Consider the following 21,766-nt stretch of genomic DNA (forward strand, 5'->3'; position numbering starts at 1 on the left):
AAAAAACCACGTTTGAAAACAACATCATGGTTACGACAACGAGCAGCTTAACCTCCTGAAACATTTAAAATCCCTTTAGCTTAAAAACAACCATTGATTCAAACGATTTAAATGAGCCAGTGCAGACAAATCTACTGAGTGCCTCTAGCGCACCACCTAAACCCACTATCTTAATCAACTGGTTTATAGGCACGCTGGATAGCCCGGTAGGTTCTGTACCACACCATACCCGATAACTCTTTAGGCAATTGAGCGGCAGCAATACCTTTAGCTTCAACTAACGAGGCTGCCGACTGCGCATACAGCACCACATACTTATTACCACCAGCGGTCACCGCTCTGAAATAATTGACCTTACCTTTCAGTTGATTATTAGCAATATAGGCCTTCACTGAGTCATCACTGCTCAATTGCGCTAGCTGTAGGACATAACGTTTTCCAGGCTGTGACTTTAACCAAGCAAAATCATGTAACCCCACCGCTGCACCATCGACAGTTTGCTTGGTTGCGATAGGGGCGGCCTTCGCTTTTTCATCGTCCGCTTGTTTAGCTGCGATAGCTTCAGACTTAGCTTTCTCGTCCGCTGCTTGCTTAGCTGCAATCGCGTCGGCCCTCGCTTTTTCATCGGCCGCTTGCTTAGCTGCAATCGCGTCGGCTTTAGCTTTTTCATCCGCTGCTTGCTTGGCAGCGATAGCGTCGGCCTTAGCTTTTTCATCCGCTGCTTGCTTGGCAGCGATAGCCTCAGCTTTAGCTTTCTCATCCGCAACTTGTTTAGCTGCGATAGCGTCGGCCTTAGCTTTCTCATCCGCTGCTTGCTTGGCAGCGATAGCCTCGGCTTTAGCTTTTTTATCCGCAACTTGTTTAGCTGCGATAGCGTCGGCCTTAGCTTTCTCATCCGCTGCATGTTTAGCTGCAATTGCGTCGGCCTTAGCTTTCTCCTCCGCTGCTTGCTTGGCGGCGATAGCGTCGGCCTTGGCTTTCTCATCCGCAGCCTGTTGTGCTGCGGCGGCTTTCTGCGCAGCCATTTTTTCTGCTGCAACTTTCAACGCTCGTTCGTTAAGCTCAGCTTTCTGAGCTTCGGCATTTAGCGCCACTGTATTTAATTCGCGCTTCTGGGCATCCGCTTGCTCAATGGTGTTGGATAACGGCTCCACCACTGTGGCTGTTGATGCCACCGAGGCAGACTCTGGCAGTTCAGTATCGGAGACTAACGCCCCTCCATGCTCGGCAAGTGCGATCCGATGAGCCTCTTCCAATACCTGCTGCTGTTTAATACTTTCAACAAGATCGACTGCTGGAGCATAACCTAAACGCTCACTTTCGGACGCATAATGAAGCGCTTGCGGCAGATCCTTGGTCAAGCCGGAAGGTGGCTCACGGTAGAGCAGCGCTAACTGATAAAAAGCAAAGTGACTCCCCCCCTGTGCGGCTTCGCGAAAGAGTTTTACCGACTGCTCTGGCTCCGTCGCCTTAAGTAGTGTCGCGAGGGTGATCTTAGCACTCTGATCGCCTCGATCAGCCGCCATAGTTAACCAGCTTTTAGCTTCGGCATAATCTTGGTTAGTGCCGTTACCTTTAAGGTAAGCAATACCCGTTTTTAACTGACTCGCAAGATGTCCTAATTTTGCACCTTGAAGATACCACCGAAACGCAACACTAAGGTCCTGCGCAACCACATCTCCCCGTTCATAGAGTACCGCCAAGTTGTAACAGCCCGGTGCATAACCCTGCTCGGCAGAACGAGTTAGCCAGCGCAATGCCTGCTGCAAATCTGACGACCCACCTTCAAACCCCTGACTATAAAGACTAGACAGGATGAAACTAGCTTCACCATCCCCTTGTGCCGCCAATGGCATACAGTGATGCAGCGCTTCTCGGGTTTGTTGGTTTTGATAAAAGGTGCGACAACTCTGATCTTCAGCACGCACAGCTGTCGAATAGAAGAGAAAAAGGCTCAACAGAGAAAAAACAATACGGGCCATATATCATCCGGATAACAAGGCTAAAAGTGGATCAATTTAAAACAGGCCTCTTCGAGGCCTGTCATCATAACGCTGTCGTTTTGAATACCGCTATCCAATTAGGGAGCAACGTAGAGCTCCTGTAACCGTTTAAATTCACGCATCCAATGATTCTTACGAACCATTTCAGGAAGTTCTGCTAAGGCAGCACGGGCCTCGGTGATAGTACTGTAGTTACCATACACCAACACATAATACAGCCCCGCCTCCCGTTGGGTGCGGAAATAGCGAACACTGTCCGGCAATTTATGTTTTTCAATATAGTTAAGAACGCCCCGTTCATGAGTGCCATAAAGCAGCTGAATAGTGAAATGAGGGGTCGGTTGATCCATCACCCAGCCATCAGGCAGCGCATATTGATTGCTGGGCTCCCATGGCGTTTTCGGCTTAGTCGCGACTGTTGCGGCGCCATCCTCGACTACAACGCTCGGCTGGTCAGAAGAGACGGTAGCATCCGCTTTGGTACTGGTTATCGCCGCTTGATCTGCTTTAGCGGCCTCCGGCAAAACGCCATCAACCTCTAAGGTTGCCAATAATAATTGCTGCTCACCGGAGCCATTGTCCGGGATAGACTCACGAATCTGTCGGGTTAACTGTTGCTTCTCAGCTCGAAGCTCAACCACTTTTTTCTGTTCTGTTTCGAGGCGAATCAGATTTAATAACGAAGCCGCCTCGGTATTTCCAGCATCTAATGCCTGCTGCGCTAAAGCGGCCGCCTTCTCATGGTCAGCATCGACCCCTTGACCGGCGTAATACACCAGGGCCAAATTTTGTAATGCTAAGCCATTACCCTGATCGGCTGATTGTTGGTACCAGCTAAGGCTTTCATCGGGGTCCACTTCCGCCAGAATAACCCCCATCGCGACCTGAGCATTGGAATTACCCGCCTCAGCAGCCTTACGGATCCAGTGCTGAGCCGATGCCCGGTTTGCTTCAACACCGCGTCCTTCTAGTAACATGGTGCCAACCTTCAGTTGTGCGCCCATAACCCCCTGTTGGGCGGCTTTGAGATACCACTGATAGGCCCGGTGTTGATCTTTTTCGCCTGCTGAACCGGATTCAAACATTGATCCGAGTAGCTTTTGTGCTTTGGCATGTTGCGCCAGTGCGGCTTGTTGATACCAATGGCGAGCCAAGCTATTACTCTGACTAACCCCTTGGCCAATTTGATAGGCGAGTCCCAAGCGATAAGCAGACTCTGGATGGCCTTTTTCTGCCGCCACTTGATCCCAGAATATGCCCCGCTGGTCATCACGGCCAGTACCCAGTGCTTGGTAGTACATCGTCGCTAATAAGAATGCGCCCTTGGCATCACCGAGTTCGGCAAGTTCCTGACACTGACTGCGGGCTTCTTCATACTTTGCTGCGGCAAAAAGCTGATAACAGTCCTGATTGGCGTCATTTGCGGTAGCGAGAGGTGAAAAGAGCAGCGCGGAACTCACGCCAAGGAGAGTGGGTAAACGAAAAAACAGCTGTAATCGTGTTAAGTTCGGTTTTATTAACATAGTCCCTACCGCGAGCCAGAAGCGTCTTTTAAAAGCGTCTTCATAACATTTGTACGACTTAATTCCCCCCCGGAATTAAGCGAAAGCTGGCGACCATAACAATCCACTGTCGAAAGCTATAAATCAAACCGGCTTTAATTCTACTGACAATAGCATTAGAACAGGCGGAAACAAAAGTTATACCTGCTCGCAAGCTACAAGGAATCAGCATCCTAGTTGCTAATTTACCAAATTGTCGCCCATGGAATAAGTGACAATGCTCACTATTTGCTGCAAAAAAGAAAAAACCGGCCATTATAGGCCGGTTTTTGATTGTAGAGCAGTGATTAACCGGCGGTTACAGCAACTCCGTCTTCCGCTTTACGGTTATAACGGCTGTAGATAAACAGCGCTAGGAAGACCAACAGGCCCACCGTGCTAATCATCCATTCACCATGAGGCCACAGCATTAGCATCCCAGCCACACCCGATATCAACCGAAGCAGCAGGTTAAGCGGACTTTCGAGGTAGCCTTCCATAAAGCCAACCAAAGCGTATATACCGAACACCGAGAAGAAGAAAATACTCATTACTTCTGCCGTGGTGCCACCGATAAAGTTAGTGTAAGCAAACAGCAACGGTACGATATACAGCCCCTTGGCTATTTTCCAAGCGGTAAAGCCGGTCGCCATCGGCGGTGTTTTAGCGATCGCCGCGGCAGCAAAGGCTGTTAGGCAAACAGGAGGTGTGACATTGGAATCCTGGGATAACCAGAAGATGATCATATGGGCTGCCAACAAGATCATGGCCAAACGGGCGGGATCAATCGCTTGTTCGAGTAGCTGACCTTTGAAATCACCGGGAACCATCGCCAACAACTGCTGAGCATCGATTTTACTCATCGGCTCCGCCAGCAACGCTGCTTTATCCATATCGACCAACATGAAGATCGTCCGAGCAACCTCAGGCAAGGTGCCATCAACCATCATCTCAATCAGTTGCATTTCAGCGATCAGGTTATAGAGCGCTGGGGCCGATAGCGTTGCCAATACGATATATGCAGCAGTAACCGGCAAGCCCATTCCCAGCACCAATGACGCCAGCGCCACCAACAAAATCGTGATTAACAGACTACCATTCGCCCAATCAGCGACCATCAGCGAGAAGGTATTACCAATACCGGTCATGGCGACCACATTGACCACCAAGCCGACGGCAATCAACAACATCGCCGTTGTCGCCATATTCTTGGAACCCTGCGCGAGAGCATCGAAGATATCTTTAATCCCCATCGGGTGCTTCGATAACCAAGAGGCGGCGACGACCGAAATAATAGAGATACCGGCAGCATAGGTTGGCGTAAAGCCATAGATAAGCAGGCTCACCAAGACCACTAGCGGCAATAGGTAGTGCCAACCATCACGGAATACTTCACCGATCGGGCGCGTATCAAGCTCGACCGCTTGAGCTTGGCTACGCATCGCTTCCACCCGGACAAAAAAGCCCACCGACAGGAAGTACAACAGCGCAGGCAGCGCAGCAACAGAGATGACATCCACATACGGGATCTGTGTATAAGAGGCCATAATAAAAGCCCCGGCACCCATCACGGGGGGCATCAACTGACCACCGGTAGACGCGGCAGCTTCAACACCCGCAGCAAAACGCGCGGGAAAACCGGCTTTCTGCATCAGCGGGATAGTAATAACACCAGTGGAAACAGTATTGGCAACCGATGATCCTGAAACAGAGCCCATCAAACCAGAACCGAGTACGGCAACAAAACCGGGACCGCCCACCATCCGTCCCGCAGCACAGCGAGACAGTTCAATAATAAAATCGCCGGCACCGGATTTCACCAAGAAAGCGCCAAACAAGATAAACATAAACACATAGGTCCAGGAAATTCGCGCGATCTGGCCGAACATCCCTTCCGAAGAGAAGTAACTACGATATAGCAGGGTTTCCAAGCTCAGGCCGGGAAAACCAAAAATTCCGTCGATGTACTGTCCCCACCAAAACACGTAGGTCAGTGCAAACAAGATCATACAAGGGATAAACCAACCGGTGGTACGACGTGCCATTTCCAATGCGATAAAGATGGCACACAGCGAGAACACCCAGTCGAGATCATCAAACTTAACGCCACGGGCGTACAGTGCATCCTCAAAGCCGATCAAATAGAGGGTGCAGAGAATCGCCGCACAGCCTAATAAGATATCCAGTATCAGAGCTACCCGACGGCCCGCCGCAGTATTGCTGCGTATCGCTGGCACCATCAGGGCACAAAGCATCGCAAAACCGCCAAAATGGATGGCAGACACCCATAGTTCAGAAACGGTACTGAGGGTATTAAAATAGATATGTGCCAGTGCAAATACTACACCGATCCAGTAAATAAAACGGCCTGTCAGTGAATGTTCCGGACGCTGAACCAGCTCCAGACTCTTTAGCTTTGCAGCCGTTTCCTGATCAGTATGGGTATCAATAGAACTCATAACGGTATCCCGTTGACGGTGAACGTAAAACGTAAGCCGGGGCCATAATCGACCCCGGCAGGTTCGCTGAACGATTCAGCGACGCTGATTACTCAGCGATAAGGTGTGCAGGGATAGTCAGCCCTACTTCTTTGTAGTAACGCGCAGCACCTGGGTGCAGTGGTACAGGCAAGCCGGCAATCGCTTTTTCTAGCGACATCGCTTTAGTGGCTTTATGGATACCATTGAGGAATGACAGGTTTTCATAGATTGCTTTGGTTAGCAGATAAACGTCGTCTTCTGACAGGTCATCACGTACCGCCAAGAAGTTAGGCTGAGCCATGGTGTTGATATCTTTAACCTGACCTGGGTATGTATTCGCAGGGATCACATAACGAGTCCACAGCTGGTAGTTACCGTTCGCTTTTTTGATCTGCTCATCGGTAAAGTCCAACACGGTCATATCACTACCCAGCGCAGCATATGCACGGGTAATCGCCGAGGTTGGCACACCCGACGGAATGTTCATACCCACGATGGTGCCGTTTTGCAGTGCGTCTGCACTTGGGCCATAACCCATGTAAGCCATATCTAGGCTATCAGCGTTAACTCCTAAGCCACCCAGAATCTGCAGACCGGAGCCTTCTGTTCCTGAGTTTTTCTTACCGATAGAGAACTTCTTGCCATCAAGGCCAGCAATATCATCAATCGTCCCGGTTTTTGCTAGATCAGTTTTAACCGCAAACTGCTCAACGTTCTGCCACAACATAGAGACTGAACGGATATTTTTCTTCGCACCGGTGGCCGCAAATGCGCCTTCACCGTTCCAAGCCCAAGCGCCGTAAAGACCTTGAAGGATGGCAAACTGAGCTTCATTTTCGCTCAGCAATTTAATGTTTTCACCGGAACCGGCAGAGTTAATCGCGGACAGCGACACTTTATGTTTAGGTTCGAGTTTTACTTTAGTCAGTGTTGCCAGCGCCACACCGACAGGATAGTAGGTTCCACCGGTAGAAGCGGTTGCAAGAATATAAGAGCGATTATCTGCTGCTTGTACCATTGTAGCACCGCCCAAAGCGGCACTTAATGTCACAGCAAGGCCAATACCTTTAATCAGAGTTCGTTTACTACTTTGCATGTTGGATTCCTTCACTCGGGATTTAAAATTTATTGTTAGTGTTGTTACTGTATAAGCAATGCTAATGCCAACTTCAAATAAAAAATATAAATCGTTGATAAATAATAGTTATTTATCAACCGGCAATTTAATAAAGAAGTTCAATAAGCAAAATATTGCCTATAGCGACGATCAAGCATAAGCAATATATTGCTTATAACCCGGTACATTGAGCGCCTGAGCGACAAAATCCGCGACTTAATTCGTGCTTCACCCTGAAGTTAAGCACAGATTTGTAGCAATGGAGGGGCAATAAGCAATTTTTTGCTTATTGAGGATGATTCGGTGTAACAGAGCCGTCACACCGTTCTTATTCTTTACTATCGTCGATAAACTGAGCGCGGTCGATTTGATATTTAACCATCTTTTGATTCAGTGTTCGCCGCGGTAGATCAAGCACCTCCATCACCGCCTTGATATTGCCATTATGTTGCCGCAACGCATCACAGATCACTTTATACTCAAAATTAGCGACCTGAGCTGCCAGTGGTAACCCACTTTCCATCCGCTCACTACCCATCGGTTCGATCGCAGCCTCAGGATAGATCAGGTCCGCCACCGGCAAGGTGTCATCGATTGCGTAACGCACGGCAATATTTTTCAGTTCCCTAACATTACCCGGCCAAGGATACTGTTGCAGATTGGTCAGATCCTGTCGGGTGATCGCTCGTAATTCCCGGCCATGCTGGGTCGCCGCTTGACGAGCATAGTATTCAAATAACAGTGGTATATCTTCGGTGCGCTCACGCAGCGGTGAAAGATAGAGGCAGGAGACGTTCAGGCGATAATACAGGTCTTGACGGAAATTTTCTTCCACTGAGAGGTCGGCTTTAGACGCCGCGATAATCCGTAGATCCACCGGCACCTGCTTGTTTGATCCTAGCGGTTCAATCATCCCCTCTTGAATGCTACGCAGGATTTTCACCTGTAAGTTGGCCGGCATGCTCTCGATCTCATCCAACAGCAGGGTGCCACCATCCGCGTGTTGAAACTTACCGGTACGTTTTTTCGCGGCGCCAGTAAAGGCCCCCGCTTCATGGCCGAACAGCTCCGTCTCAATTAAATTTTCAGGAATAGCGCCGCAGTTAATCGGCACAAAGTTGCGTTCACTGCGCAAGCTAAACTCATGCAGACACTGGGCCACCAGCTCTTTACCACTACCTGTTTCGCCATAGATAATGACATTGGTATTCAGCGCCGCATATTTAAGAATATCCCGTCGCAGCTTCTGGATAGAGGGTGAGATGCCAATAATCTTACCGTCGATGCCGCTCCGAGATGCTAAGTCTTGCTGTAAGCGCAGGTTTTCCAGCACTAGCAAGCGTTTTTCACAGGCGCGATTAATGGTTTCGACTAAACGTTCAGGGACAAAGGGCTTTTCGATAAAATCATAGGCACCATCACGCATCGCGCCAATCGCCATATCCACATCCCCGTGGCCGGTGATCAAAATAACCGGCAATTCTGGAATGATCGAACGGGCTTGCTGCATAAATTCCAGACCATCCATCTCTGGCATTTTGACATCACTGACCACCACGCCGGGAAAATGCTCATCCAGATGGGTTAAGGCTTCGACGGCACGATCACAGGTAATCACGTCAAAGCCTGCCATTTGCAACCATTGAGATGTTGATTGGCGGATCAATGGATCATCATCCACCAGCAAAACCTGACCTCTCTTCATGTTCACTCCTCAGCCAAAATTAATGGCAGGGTCACGGTAAAACAGGTGTGCCCTGGCTCGCTACTGACGCGAATATCCCCCTGCAGATCGCGGATAATCGAGCGAATAATCGACAACCCTAATCCCAGGCCCTCACCAATCGGCTTAGTGGTAAAAAAGGGTTCAAACAGTTGTCGCTGATCTTGCTCATTGATACCCGCGCCATTATCCGCCACCTCAATACTGACCGTGTCGGCATCCTGACGGAGATTAATCGTCAACTGTGCTCCGCTGACACCCGCCAGTGCATCACAAGCATTACTAATGAGATTAACAAAAATCTGCTCTAGCCGAGCACTATCACCACTCACCTGCACCTGTAGATCGGTGTTGGGGTAAAGCAATTCAATATGCTCTCGCTCCATCCGTCCACGGAACAGATTAATCACCTGATCGAGAGCCAATACCGGATCAACCGGCGAGAGATGCTGCGGCTTCTGATAGGCAAAGGTTTTCAACTGTCGTGTTAGCACCGTCATACGGCTGATCAGATCGTTAATCAGCTGTAGATTACTATCTAGCTGTTCAGTTTCCTGCCGCTCAATCAATTTACGACAGATCGCAATATAGGTTCTCAGTGCAGTGAGAGGCTGGTTTAGCTCATGCACCACCGCAGAGGACATACGCCCGAGCGCCGCCATTTTTTCGGCCTGTACCAACTCATCCTGCGCTTCTCTAAGCGCCTGCGTCCGCTGTTGCACCTGATGCTCAAGTTCATCATTGGCCTTGCGTAATGCGCGTTCGAGTCGTTTACGCTGGGTAATATCGATCACCGTCACCAGATAGTGTTCGGTTGATTCCCGCTTCATCTGTTTAATTGAAAACAGCATTGGGAAGCTATTACCATCGGAACGCTTCCCCACCGTCTCCATTGCTGTCACCTGAGCAAAACCCCGTGTGCCTAAACGACTCAATACCCGCTTCATCACCCCTTGAAAAACTTCCGGCTCAATCAATTCACCGATATAGGTACCAAGAATGCGCGGCATCGAAACGCCAAACTGCTGCATCGCCATGGGGTTAATAAACAGCACTAATCCCTGGCTATCCAGGGTAATCATCCCCACATGGGCATTGTTAATAATATCCCGTTGGCGCGCTTCACTGCGTTCCAGCGCCTGCTGTGTTTCTCGCCGAGAGATATGTTTAAGCTGTCGCTCGCGCAGCAAAAAAACCACTAGCGAGACAACAATACAGAAAGCGATCGTAAACAGGCTCGCATTCCGTTGAATCCGAGTCACTTCACCCAGATCATTAAATACCGACACCTGCCAACCAAGGTCATCCAAGGTGACCGTTTGCAGAATGCCTTTATCTCCCGTCGCGAGTTCGACTAGCGTGATATCAGAACCATCGTAAAGCTGTGATGTTTGCCGTTTAACAAACACATCGCGCAACTGCTTTTGCGACTGAAAGGGCTGACTCGCCATCAGGATATGTTCATTGCGACTAAACAGATACTGACTGTTCTGCTCCAACCCCGCCTGCAAAAGCGCCAAATTGATCCGCACGGTAGCCACCCCCAGTAACTCCCGCTGCACATAAACCGGGGCTGAAAGATACACTGCGCCGTCGTTGTCGGCCGAGGGAAGCACCACATGCAAGCCCTGCAACCCTTCTAATGCTTGGAGAAAATAGGCCTGTTGATCATGGCTAACCGAATAGAAATCCTGTTGCGCTCGCCAGTGACTAAACGCTTGAGGACGCCCTTCCTCATCCAAAACAAACAGTGCCGTAGTACCGGCCACAAGGTTCGTTTGTTCAAGGTAACGGCTTACCCGCGCGGCTTGATCAGCGGAAGGTTGCTGTAACAGTTCCGCCACCTCTCGACTCTGCGACACGAGAAAAGGCAAATATTGATATTCCGCTAATTCCGAGCGAGTTTGACTGATAATCCCCAGCAGCTGGCTCTCGCCACTCTCCTGCAAATCATTCAACGCCCAGTTGCGGACAAACTGTGTGACCAGCGTGGTGCCAATCAAAGACAGCAACAGCATCAGCAGGGCAAGTGGGAAAAAACGCGGAAACTGCACTCACTCTCTCCGATTATAGGCGTAGGGGGTCATATCAAACGAAGCGAGTTGGCAACAGCGAGGCCAATAGGCCTCAGTAGATAAACTCACGGGGAATAAACTCAGGCTACCACTGCCGTTTCGCCGCTAGTCCCTCACGGACCGCTTGATACCACGCAGGCGCATCCTGTAACGCTAGCAACTCATCCAACGGCGGATAGTCCAAACCTTTTTTATGGCAGAAATCAGCCAACTCAGGAAAACTCCACTCAAACAGAGTATCGCTATATTCCTGAGGGTCAAGCCTAGACTGCTCATACAAGCCCGCCTGCAAACGTTGATTCTGCGCCTCAACCAGAATAATACCCGCCGCCGTCGACACATTCAGCGAACCAACCATGCCCATCATCGGAATCAAGATATGCTCATCTGCCAATGCGGCACCAGCATCGCTCACACCGTCTTTTTCGGCCCCCATCAATAAGGCACAGGGAACGGTAAAATCCACATCCCGATAATCAATCGCCCGATCGGAAAAGTGCGCGGCATAGATTTTCATCCCTTGGGCCTTAGCCGCCCCAACCGCTTCACCGATACTATTATGGTTTTCACTGGCGACCCAACGATCACTGCCCCGCGTGGTGCCGGTAAACTCATACCCCTCTTTTGGACTAACGGTATGAATGCGGGAGATACCAATCGCATCACAGGTACGAATCAGCGCCGCGATATTGCGAGGCTTATGCACCTGATCGGTAATCAGGGTCAAATCAGGCTGCCGCCGGTTTAGGGTCTGAATAAGTTTAGCGGTGCGTTCCGGAGTCATCGAGCTCTCACATTAAGCGGGTAAAATTAAACGGGCAAAATTAGTTGCCGCCATATTACTGAAAAACTTCGGTCTGCTCACTGCAAATATTAAAATCTATGACATAATTACCGCCTTATTAATATCGACAACGGAATCCCCATGTCATCTGCACCTAACATCATCGCGTTTCAGGGCGTCGAAGGCGCCTATTCTCACCTTTCTTGTCGCCGGGTTTTCCCGGAGATGGAAGCGTTTGCCTGTGAAACCTTTGTTGAAGCAATGCTGATGGTAGACCAAGGCAAATCTAAGCTAGCGATGATTCCGTTGGAAAACTCCACCGCCGGACGGGTCGAAGAGATCTATCGGTTGATGCCCAAAAGCCAGTTACACATTATTGGCGAGCATTTCGAGCCAGTCAGCCACTGTCTACTAGGGGTGAAAGGCGGTTCAATCGAGCAATTGAAAACGGTTTCATCACACCCTCAAGCTTTGGCTCAGTGTGACGGCCATATCAAGCAGCTGAATATCGAACCCATTGCCGGCTTTGATACCGCTGGTTCTGCCTATGAACTATCGCAAAACCCCGATCCAAGCCACGGCGCCATCGCCTCAAGCCTCGCAGCAGAACTGTACGATCTTGATATCCTACAAGAAAATTTTCAAGATGTTACCGGTAATACCACTCGCTTTCTGATTCTCTCCCGAGAACAGGGCATCCCGGAACGCAAAGCCGATACCGCCTACATCACCTCTCTGATGTTTACCGTGCGCAATATTCCAGCCGCACTCTATAAAGCGCTGGGCGGGTTTGCCACCAATGGCATCAATATGGTGAAGCTGGAAAGTTATATCCGTAACGGGCTGACTAAAGGCGCGAGTTTTCACCTAGATGTTGAAGGTCACCCGGATGATCGTATGATGCAGTATGCACTTCAGGAACTGGCCTTTTTTACCAAAGAGATGCGTAACCTTGGCACTTACGAAGCCCACGAATTCCGCACCCAAAACCAGTTTTTGCAGGAATAAGACCATCCACGCTCTTGGGCTGCCGAATCACGATAAGAGATTCGACAGCCTTTAGCTTTGCAGACTAAACACAACCGCCGGACTAAAGAAAAGTAATAGCATCCCCAGACTCAGCAGATTACCTTTCAGCGGGTTAAAATCTTCAATAATGTTAGTCCAGCTTAATTTAAACACCTGCTTGGCGAAATAGATTTCCAGCAATAACATCATCAACAGCCAAACAAGACCAACACGATAACAATCGGTAAAATCCCTCGGTGATACCCAAGGCAAGGTAAACCAGCAAAGAGTATAGATCAGTGCCACACCGGATACAAAGCTCAACTGCTTGGCCTGCTGCTTACCGAATTGACGATGCCACAAACGAACCCGAATGTTGCCGTTAATGACTTCTGCAATCAACAGCAACAACCCAATCAGCAGCGCTTTTAATAGCATGATATCTACCTAACTAAAAAGGTGCTAAGCAATCGTACGAGCCTTTAACCGCTCAGCATTAACTTACCGGTTCTTTCAACTTCACCGCAATACGTCGACTGTGTATCAATGTATACACACCACTCAGAACAACCAATAAACTGCCCAGCAAGGTCATCATGTCGGGACGTTCACCAAACACAAACACCCCTAACAGCAGGGCAAACAATAGACGCGTATAACGGAACGGGGAGACCACCGAAACATCGCCGGTGCGCATAGCAATAGTCAGCGCGTTATATGCTAATACACCAAACAATATAGCGCCCCCCACTTGGACTAACCCCATACCATCCAGTTGTAAAGTATCGCCACTATAGAGCTGTAACACGAAGCCTGTGGGGATCAAGACAAAAAAGCCATACACACCCAACTGCATATTCGATAACACCACGGGGGCTGCCCGAGTAGATAGGTCTCGACCCGCAAAACCGAGTGTTGCCACCACGGCAAATAGCGAGGCGGCTTCAAAGCCTTCCATTCCGGGACGAATAATCATCAACACCCCGACAAAGCCAACTAACACAGCTAACCAACGTTTTAAACCGATCCGCTCACCAAAAAACAGTGCGGCTCCGAGCATGGTGATTAATGGGGTCGCCTGAAGAATAGCGGAAGCATTGGACAAGGCCGTGAGGGTAATAGCCAGTGCAAAGCTCATACGTCCAACGACTTCACAAACCGCCCGCATTAAAATCGGCCGAGACAGGATAGCGGGATGAAAAACCGCATCTCCACGACGCCAGGTCAAAAAAATAAAAATCAACATGCCACCTAAACCGAATAGCATCAATATCACACCAATTGCCATAGTATTGGCGGCAGCTTTTATCAACATATCTTCAACCGCGAATGCCGCCATTGCGACCACCATGAAGATACTACCTCTGGCATTATCCAAACAACTTCTCCTTTTGAAACGGCATCGCGATTGATGCGTATCAAACCTGTTTAAATCGATCTGCTCTGCAGCAACGCAACCCAAGCTCAATGTAGATATACAACGATGGCCTTTAACAGGCTCACTGCAATAACGCTGGATTATGCCATGCCTATGTAATCTCGGCGGAATTTTTTCCATCGGTGCCGATAACGCGCCTCGCGTCTATCACCTTAGACACGGCTATAAAATGAGTGATATGACGAGTACTGATGACAGCTAAGTCGAGCTGATGGGGATTGAATTGACCGACCCAACTGCGAACGAACATCTTTAGAACTGCCCGTTTGCGGGTAACGGATGGAGGCTAGATTAATGTTAACTTGGCTACTGTGCTCGATCGCGACACCGCTCGATTTTATTTCTACCGCTCTTTTTCGCCCGGTAAAGCATGCTATCGGCCAGACCAATGAGCTCACGTTCATTGCTGCCCTCTGTAGGAACACTCATTGCCAGTCCAATGCTCGCCGTCAGATAATTTTCGGTAGGCGATCCCTCATTAGGAATACCCAGCGCTATGATGTTGCTCAGCAGTTCATTTGATAATCGTTCCGCCTGCTCTAAAGGGGTATCACTCCAGATCAGAGCGAACTCTTCACCACCATAGCGAGCGCAGATATCACCGGGACGACTGACAAACTCTTTAAGCAGTTGACCAATCTGCATCAAACACTCATCGCCAATCTGATGTCCATAGAGGTCATTGAGTAGTTTGAAATGGTCTAAATCGAGAATCGCGAGACAGATAGGCTTATTGAGCCGCAAGCAACGCCGCCATTCATTATGTAAAAATTCGTCAAAGGTACGACGATTAGGGATATCGGTGAGTCCATCGAGTCGCGCAAGGTTTCGCACTTCCTCTTCGGCTAATTTTCTTTCGGTAATATTTTGATGGGAGATAACGAAGTAGTCTCTCTCAGCCATTTTCAACGCGGTGACACGCATCGTGAACCAACGCTTCTGATCAAGACTATGGCAGGGGTATTCAAAATAAAAAAACGGCACCTTATTCTTGATAACGCTTAAAATACCTTTTTTCGCCTTAGTGCCAAAATCATCCCCCATAACGGACGCTTTATCGCACTCTTCGATGTAATTCACGCCCCGCCAGTCACCGCTAATAGCACAGGCGTTGCTATTGCCAAATTCAGACCAGCTTTTATTGGTGTATTGAATAATGCCGTTATCATCGATCACCACAAGATGCTCAGTGATTGAATCTAAGATCAAACTTAAGGCTTCATACGAATTTTCCATAAACCTCTTCTATTTATAATTATAGTTATAGGCAAAAATCATCATATACAACCGATATTGACCTGCGTTTCTCTAGCCTAGCCTTAAAATGTACAACTCTCCATGAATGATTGTCTAGCGTAGAAGGTTTCAGCAGATTCAAGGGTTTCACCCATCGCGAATGATCCGCGCCAACCTCGAAGGATCTTAACGATTATCAGCACATCAAAGACAGCCAAGTGATGACTAAATGCAAATTACGAATCATTCGTTTGAGCGTGAACACGACGCTGACGCTCTTGCGCCATCATTTGCGCGTGACGCTGCTCTAATGAGTTCAGCCCCAGTGCCGCGCGCCGTTCATTCACCTTCTCAACGGCGTCAATTGGGTAAGGAGTTGGCCAACCCTGTTCATCAACATCAAATTGAGTGCCGTAGCGCTGTGGTTTACCCGATAATGTCAGCACTCGATCCTGCAGGAAGGCCAATTGCCACGCCTCGATATCCTCTCGGGCAACCGCCGCTTGCAATAGCTCAACGCAGCTGGACATAAAGGCTTCATCAGAGACTGAATGTTGCACCACCAGCCATGCCGCTTTAGCCCCTTCAAGACCGACCAATGCGATCCCTGGCCAACCATCGCGATGGATGATCGTTTTTAGTCGAGCAGTGTGTTGCTCATGTAACGCTTTTATCGCGGGGTGATAGGAATGAGTGGGCAATTCACCCGTCTCAAACAGCTGTTGCAATAGGCGCTGATCATCATTCATCATGCTGATCAGCTCATCAGCAAGTGACTGATTCATAGACTCAGCCATGTATTAGAGCAAAACATCCTGCGGTTCACCTAGATCACACTTTTTACACTTCAAACAAGCCCCAAGCCTATCAAGCCGCCCCGCTTCTGTAACCACCCAAGGCCGGTTAATAAAAGGCGGTTTATGCCGAACATGTTGAAAATGGCCACACGCTAATTCAGCGACCCAGTCATCTTCATCATCTTTATGAAAGCCAACCATTGCTTGAAGCATAAAAACCAAAATACCTGTGAGAAAAAGCCATTATAGCGCGCCATTGATCTGCTCAGCCTATTTATTCATAAACCAAGCAAGGAGCAAAGCAACACTAAAGTAACGGCTGTCCTTTATCACTCACAAGCTTTATTTACGATCACTGTGCAGGTTCAGCAATATTGAGTTTGGTGGCTTTTTTGGCTTCCAACGCCGACGTTTTTTCAGCCCGGCCCACCGCACTCATCGGCTTTTTAACCGCGATACTACCTTCTTGGCTCATCAACGGTTCATTCAATGCGTCTTGCTTATCTTGATCAGGACCGAGGATGTAGTAACAACCATCACTTTTCATACGATAGTGACCACCATTATACTTATCCGCCAGATAGCTACACTCAGCTTCAGTACAGGTACGACAACGCATTGCATTCGCCACCGAAGGGATAACAATAGCGCCAATCAGGCTGACCATCAGGGTAATTTTAACGACTTTTTTGCTCTTACTATTCATCATCAACCTCATCAATGTTTGCGATTCCATTAGCGCACGCTTAAACCTGCTTTTCTTGTATTATCAACAGGTTTAATCCGCTATCGATTAGGCTGTCAGAATAGCCGCCGACCCGTTAAAAAATCTACTGGCGCAAACGACAGGTAGCCGATTTAGCCGCGTGGCTCAGACAAACACCGGCGCATCAAAATCAACGCTCTCATCGGTATAAGCGGTCACCAGCGCATCTTCGACAATCCCGGTATCAGCCTGAACCTGGCTTGTAAAAAAGTCTTGAATCTGTTTCCGTCTACCGTGAGCAGCCCAAGCATCGGCATCTCGCCAAATTTCATTGAACACAATAGGGTAGTCATTGCGCGTCGCACTCGGGTGATCAATTTGACGGGTTACCCGGTATTGAACGCACCCCTCTTCTCGGTAAGCATCAGGCTCCAGCGCCTTTAATACTTCAAACAGTTCGGCTTCTTTACCCTCTTTCGGCTTGAATTGCGCTAATACATACACACGGCTAGACATAGATTTTCCTCAATGATTAAGTCAGTTGGCTGATAGTCGATGAAAACAGCGTTAACAGCCTGATTTTAAATTAGCGATAGCTCGGCTCTGTCCTAGCACCTGCTCTACGTGCATCTCCCTTAGCGAATATGCATAGCATGAATCACCGCTCTGGCTGCCAAGTGGCGTGACAGGGAATATTATCAGGTTCAAGCCAGGTAACATCCTCCTGCTGCCAAATATGAGCCTGCGGTTTAACCCCGGGATCGTCATCCAATGTCGCCACTCGCAAAATAACATGTGGCTGCCCTAACCGCTCCGCAACTAGGTGTGAGCCACACACAGAACAGAAACGTCTTAGTTTCCCGGGACTCGATTCAAAACTCGACAGTTTATCTTCGCCTTGTAGCCAACGAAAGTTCGATTTCATTACCCCTGCGGTCGCTGTATACGGCGCGGCATGAGCTTTACGACAACGGTGGCAGTGACAGAAGATGATCGGCATATCTAAAGCCGATAACTCATATTGAATGGCTCCACACAAGCAACTTCCTTTCATGCAGCGCTCCTAAGACAGTGATTAATCGTATTCCAGAACCATTTAGCCTATGCTAAACCGGCTCGACGCCAGCGGTTATCTGCCATATTGATCGACTCGCCCAAGCTTACCCGATAATTTCATAATGCCTAATGGCATGGGCACTCACCGCGCCCCAGCGAGATTGTTTAACTCTTTGTTGATGTAAATCGAAAGCCGCTTGACTAACAAATTCCTCATAGACATCAAAACGGTATGGGTCACTGGCGTGAGGCTCGACCTCAAACAGTAAACAGCCGGGCTCATCACGGGTAAGTTCGGCGTGCTCCGGCAGTGCTTGCTTCAGCGCCGCTAAATCCTCTTCTGGAACGATAATAAAACCTTGCAGAATAACCTTCGACATCCCCCCCTTTCAATCATCCCATTGGCCATCAACCATAAAGACTATCAATCCACACCGCTAGCTGGCGCCGAGCAACCTAGCACATGAAGCAGCGAGTAAATATTTCATCGCCTCAATGCAGCGATAACATTCAACTAATTTAAGATAGCTGCAGTAATAGCTGCAATAGTTAAGATTATCGTTCTATTATTAACAGGTTACGAATGTTTTTATATTATGTCCGTGCTTTGCCAACCTCACAAAAGGCCAAAATCATGCGTTACCTTCTCTGTCTGCTATTACCCCTATTAAGCGCCTGTGATGGTAACTCGCAGCCTCTAGCTCTTGGCACCTTAGAACGCGACCGTATCGCCCATACAGCCACCACCAATGAGATCGTTGTTGAGCTGCCCGTTGCACCCGGTAGCCATGTTTCTAAAGGCACCATTCTGGTTAAACTCGATAACACCCTGCAACAAGCTGAAGTGGACAAAGCCACCGCTGAGGTTGCCCGGGCGCAGGCAAACTTAGAAAAACTCAGAAACGGAGCACGAGAGGAGGAAGTCGCGGCCGCCACGGCTCGAGTTGCCGGCACTAGAGCTGCGCTGATCGAAAGCCGCGCTAACTACCGGCGCATTCTTAACCTCAAGCAGCAGCAACTGGTAAGTCAAGCGGAACTCGACCGGGTACTTGCCGCTAAAGACGCCGCCCAGGCAAACTTACAAAGCGCTCAAGAAGCACTATTATTACTCACCAATGGTACTCGAGAAGAAGATCTTCGGGCGGCTGAAGCCAGTTTAAAATCGGCCCAAGCAAGCTTGACGATTCAAACCAAGCGGCTGGCCGATCTTACCATTATTGCCACCCGTGACGGTATTCTCGATAACCTTCCTTGGAACCTCGGCGAACGGGTCACTGCCGGCAGCCCTCTGGCGATTGTACTGGCCGGTAAAGCGCCCCATGCACGGGTGTATATTCCCGAGCCCTATCGGATTAACCTTAATGTTGGCGACTCACTAACGATTCATGTGGATGGTCTTGAAGAAGCGATCACCGGCACATTAAGCTGGATCGCCACCGAACCTGCATTTACCCCCTACTACGCACTCAATCAGGAAGAGCGGGCACGATTGATGTATCTCGCAGAAGTACAACTCCCTGATAGCCAAGCGAACCTCCCGAATGGCATACCGACTCAGGTTGAACTGCCATGACCGCAGCCCCAAGCTATGTGATTCAGGCGGAAAAATTAAGCCGCCGCTTCGGTGACTCACTGGCCGTACAGGACCTCGACCTAGCCGTTGAGAAAGGTCGTATCTACGGTTTTCTCGGTCCCAATGGTTGTGGTAAAACAACCACTATTCGTATGCTAACCGGTCTATTACAACCCAGTGCGGGCCAAGTTCGAGTACTCGGCTATAACCTCCCCGATGATGCTGAAAAGCTGCGACTACATATTGGCTATATGACGCAGAAATTTTCCCTCTACGATGACCTAACCGTGCTGGAAAACCTAAAATTTATTGCCAGTATTTACGGTCTCAGCGCGCGTCTGCAAAAACAACGCACTGAAGAACTGCTCAGTATTTATGGTCTACAAGATAAAGCCAAACAGCTGGCCGGTAGTATGAGCGGAGGACAGCGACAGCGGCTCAGTTTAGCCGCCGCTACCCTGCACAAGCCCGAACTGCTCTTTCTCGATGAGCCCACCTCAGCGGTCGATCCGGAAAACCGCCGTGAGTTCTGGGAGCAACTGTTTGATCTCAGCGATCAGGGCACCAGCATTTTGGTTTCAACTCACTATATGGATGAAGCAGAACGCTGCCATCAACTGGCCATTTTAGAAAACGGTATCAAACGAGCCGATGGCAGTCCCGCGCAATTAATGCAGGACATGGGGGCCAGCGTTGTGGAAATTAGCTCGGCAAATCTACGGCAGTTGAAACAAAGTCTCATCGCGCTGCCTGACGTTATCTCCGCGGCGCAGCTTGGGGCCCGTTTACGGGTGCTGATTAAAAACTCAGTAGCCGATCCAATCCAGTTTTTAACACAACAGCCGGCCATCAAAACACAGGACCAACTCTTACAGGTGCGCCCAAGTTTAGAGGATGTCTTTGTCACCTGCACCGGCAGCGGGAGACTGAAACAATGAACCCTTTCGTTCGGGTCAAGGCCATTGCCGCTAAAGAACTGCTGCAACTAAAACGGGATAAAATGACTTTCGGTATGATCGTCATGATTCCGCTCATCCAACTACTGCTGTTTGGTTATGCCATCAATACCAATGTGCGACACCTGCCCGTGGGGGTTATCGATTACAGCCAAACCAGCTTGAGTCGCGTGCTGATCCAAACGATCAGTGCCACACAGGTGGTTAGTTTTACCCACCATTTCAGTAATCTGCCCGATGCGGAAACCGCAATCGCCAGTGCCGATGTTCGCGCCGTGTTGATTATTCCAAAGGATGTTAGTCAACGGCTCGTACGGAGTCCCAGTGTCGGTCTAGGCTCACCATCAGCCACCGATGCTGAGACCAGTCGCCCGGTGGCACAATGGCTCGTTGATGGATCAGACACCATTGTTGCCGGTGCGATCAAAGGTCTACGAGGCATGCCTTTAACAGAACTGCTGGATAAACCCAGCAACCGCCAAACACCCACCTTTGAAGTCACACTGTTATACAACCCTGAACAGCGCTCCGTGGTTAATATTGTGCCGGGATTAGCGGCGATCATCCTCACCATGACGATGATTATGTTTACCTCTGCCGCGATCGTGCGGGAACGAGAACGGGGCAATATGGAGATGCTGATCACAACCCCGGTAAGACCCATCGAATTAATGGTCGGTAAAATCGTCCCCTATATTTTTATCGGAGCCATCCAAGTCGGCATCATTCTCGGATTAGGCCGCTTACTCTTTAATGTGCCGATGAATGGCAGCCCTATACAGCTGGCGGTGGCCACCTTACTCTTTATTACCGCTAGCCTCACACTGGGGCTTATTATCTCCACTATTGCCACCAACCAACTGCAATCAACACAGATGACAATCTTCGTGCTATTGCCCTCGATCCTATTATCGGGCTTTATGTTTCCCTATGAGGGGATGCCACTGGCGGCGCAATATATTGCTGAGGCACTACCGGCGACCCACTTTATGCGGCTGGTTCGCGGGGTGGTATTGAAAGATGTCGCCGTCACTCAGATGAGTGCTGATATGTATTGGTTGGCACTGTTCACTATCGCGGGACTAACGGTGGCATCATTGCGTTTTAAGAAGCGGCTCGATTAGCGCTTCGCCAAGCAATACTGGTAACGTTGCTGCGCATGCAAGCAGCATTGCAGACCTGCGAAGGTTATCGCGTTATACAGCGGTCTCGGTTAAAGGTTATGCTAGCAAGCTTAAGGCCAATAACCTTAGCGAAGCTCATACAGGACTCA

20 protein-coding genes are annotated in these 21,766 nt (G+C 49.3%); 4 read left to right on the top strand and 16 right to left on the bottom strand.

Translation table 11 applies throughout. The features are described 5' to 3' along the window. Positions 1 to 170 precede the first annotated feature (170 nt). The 7 genes from ACN0T0_RS11550 to trmH all read right to left on the bottom strand — a co-directional run bounded on the left by ACN0T0_RS11550 (position 171) and on the right by trmH (position 11,723). Positions 171 to 1,982, bottom strand: coding sequence for a hypothetical protein (locus tag ACN0T0_RS11550; protein ID WP_417226211.1), 1,812 nt, complete (start codon positions 1,980 to 1,982; stop codon positions 171 to 173). A gap of 98 nt (positions 1,983 to 2,080) precedes the next feature. Further along, positions 2,081 to 3,526 carry a hypothetical protein gene (locus tag ACN0T0_RS11555; RefSeq protein WP_417226213.1) on the bottom strand — a complete coding sequence of 482 codons (1,446 nt, stop codon included), beginning with the start codon at positions 3,524 to 3,526 and terminating at the stop codon, positions 2,081 to 2,083. Positions 3,527 to 3,852: 326 nt separating this feature from the next. After that, on the bottom strand, positions 3,853 to 6,003 hold the full coding sequence (locus ACN0T0_RS11560) for a TRAP transporter permease (protein ID WP_417226215.1): 2,151 nt from the start codon (positions 6,001 to 6,003) through the stop codon (positions 3,853 to 3,855). Between the two features lie 88 nt (positions 6,004 to 6,091). Further along, on the bottom strand, positions 6,092 to 7,120 hold the full coding sequence (locus tag ACN0T0_RS11565) for a TAXI family TRAP transporter solute-binding subunit (protein ID WP_417226217.1): 1,029 nt from the start codon (positions 7,118 to 7,120) through the stop codon (positions 6,092 to 6,094). A 349-nt stretch (positions 7,121 to 7,469) separates the two neighbouring features. Then, entirely contained in the window at positions 7,470 to 8,846 is a 1,377-nt protein-coding gene (locus ACN0T0_RS11570; protein ID WP_417226219.1) for a sigma-54-dependent transcriptional regulator, read from the bottom strand. A 2-nt stretch (positions 8,847 to 8,848) separates the two neighbouring features. Continuing rightward, the gene (locus ACN0T0_RS11575; protein ID WP_417226221.1) at positions 8,849 to 10,918 is read right to left on the bottom strand and encodes a sensor histidine kinase; all 2,070 of its coding nucleotides are present in this window, start codon (positions 10,916 to 10,918) and stop codon (positions 8,849 to 8,851) included. Positions 10,919 to 11,024: 106 nt separating this feature from the next. Continuing rightward, on the bottom strand, positions 11,025 to 11,723 hold the full coding sequence (gene trmH / locus ACN0T0_RS11580) for a tRNA (guanosine(18)-2'-O)-methyltransferase TrmH (RefSeq protein ID WP_417226223.1): 699 nt from the start codon (positions 11,721 to 11,723) through the stop codon (positions 11,025 to 11,027). A 141-nt stretch (positions 11,724 to 11,864) separates the two neighbouring features. Between trmH and ACN0T0_RS11585 the strand changes: the two genes are divergently transcribed. Continuing rightward, positions 11,865 to 12,731 carry a prephenate dehydratase gene (locus ACN0T0_RS11585; protein WP_417226225.1) on the top strand — a complete coding sequence of 289 codons (867 nt, stop codon included), beginning with the start codon at positions 11,865 to 11,867 and terminating at the stop codon, positions 12,729 to 12,731. Positions 12,732 to 12,782: 51 nt separating this feature from the next. On the opposite strand, the gene ACN0T0_RS11590 is transcribed toward ACN0T0_RS11585, so the two are convergent. From ACN0T0_RS11590 to ACN0T0_RS11630, 9 genes are all read right to left on the bottom strand, one after another. Then, the gene (locus tag ACN0T0_RS11590) at positions 12,783 to 13,169 is read right to left on the bottom strand and encodes a hypothetical protein (RefSeq protein WP_417226227.1); all 387 of its coding nucleotides are present in this window, start codon (positions 13,167 to 13,169) and stop codon (positions 12,783 to 12,785) included. A 58-nt stretch (positions 13,170 to 13,227) separates the two neighbouring features. Next, complete coding sequence (locus ACN0T0_RS11595; protein ID WP_417226228.1) at positions 13,228 to 14,109, bottom strand: DMT family transporter; 882 nt, start codon at positions 14,107 to 14,109, stop codon at positions 13,228 to 13,230. A 366-nt stretch (positions 14,110 to 14,475) separates the two neighbouring features. Beyond that, entirely contained in the window at positions 14,476 to 15,405 is a 930-nt protein-coding gene (locus ACN0T0_RS11600) for a diguanylate cyclase domain-containing protein (protein WP_417226230.1), read from the bottom strand. 236 nt (positions 15,406 to 15,641) lie between these two features. Next, a complete protein-coding gene (locus ACN0T0_RS11605) occupies positions 15,642 to 16,190 on the bottom strand; it encodes a DUF6624 domain-containing protein (protein WP_417226232.1) in 549 nt (182 codons plus the stop codon). Positions 16,191 to 16,205: 15 nt separating this feature from the next. Then, complete coding sequence (locus tag ACN0T0_RS11610; RefSeq protein ID WP_417226234.1) at positions 16,206 to 16,415, bottom strand: DUF3565 domain-containing protein; 210 nt, start codon at positions 16,413 to 16,415, stop codon at positions 16,206 to 16,208. A gap of 139 nt (positions 16,416 to 16,554) precedes the next feature. Beyond that, positions 16,555 to 16,908 (bottom strand): hypothetical protein, encoded by a 354-nt coding sequence (locus ACN0T0_RS11615; protein ID WP_417226236.1) that lies wholly within the window; start codon positions 16,906 to 16,908, stop codon positions 16,555 to 16,557. A 165-nt stretch (positions 16,909 to 17,073) separates the two neighbouring features. Next, positions 17,074 to 17,424 (bottom strand): putative quinol monooxygenase, encoded by a 351-nt coding sequence (locus tag ACN0T0_RS11620; RefSeq protein WP_417226238.1) that lies wholly within the window; start codon positions 17,422 to 17,424, stop codon positions 17,074 to 17,076. A gap of 142 nt (positions 17,425 to 17,566) precedes the next feature. Continuing rightward, positions 17,567 to 17,962, bottom strand: coding sequence for a GFA family protein (locus ACN0T0_RS11625; protein ID WP_417226240.1), 396 nt, complete (start codon positions 17,960 to 17,962; stop codon positions 17,567 to 17,569). 106 nt (positions 17,963 to 18,068) lie between these two features. Beyond that, on the bottom strand, positions 18,069 to 18,344 hold the full coding sequence (locus ACN0T0_RS11630; protein ID WP_417226242.1) for a putative quinol monooxygenase: 276 nt from the start codon (positions 18,342 to 18,344) through the stop codon (positions 18,069 to 18,071). A gap of 254 nt (positions 18,345 to 18,598) precedes the next feature. On the opposite strand from ACN0T0_RS11630, the gene ACN0T0_RS11635 reads away from it, so the two are divergent. The 3 genes from ACN0T0_RS11635 to ACN0T0_RS11645 are packed head-to-tail and all read left to right on the top strand — an operon-like array spanning position 18,599 to position 21,617. After that, positions 18,599 to 19,537, top strand: a complete 939-nt coding sequence (locus ACN0T0_RS11635; protein ID WP_417226243.1) for an HlyD family secretion protein — start codon at positions 18,599 to 18,601, stop codon at positions 19,535 to 19,537. Then, on the top strand, positions 19,534 to 20,475 hold the full coding sequence (locus ACN0T0_RS11640; protein WP_417226245.1) for an ATP-binding cassette domain-containing protein: 942 nt from the start codon (positions 19,534 to 19,536) through the stop codon (positions 20,473 to 20,475). The genes ACN0T0_RS11635 and ACN0T0_RS11640 overlap by 4 nt, the downstream gene beginning before the upstream one ends. Then, positions 20,472 to 21,617: an ABC transporter permease gene (locus tag ACN0T0_RS11645; protein ID WP_417226247.1), complete on the top strand. Its 1,146-nt coding sequence runs from the start codon at positions 20,472 to 20,474 to the stop codon at positions 21,615 to 21,617. The genes ACN0T0_RS11640 and ACN0T0_RS11645 overlap by 4 nt, the downstream gene beginning before the upstream one ends. Positions 21,618 to 21,766: the final 149 nt, after the last annotated feature.

Origin of the sequence: Amphritea sp., from assembly GCF_048266285.1 — a bacterium.
GTDB lineage: Bacteria > Pseudomonadota > Gammaproteobacteria > Pseudomonadales > Balneatricaceae > Amphritea.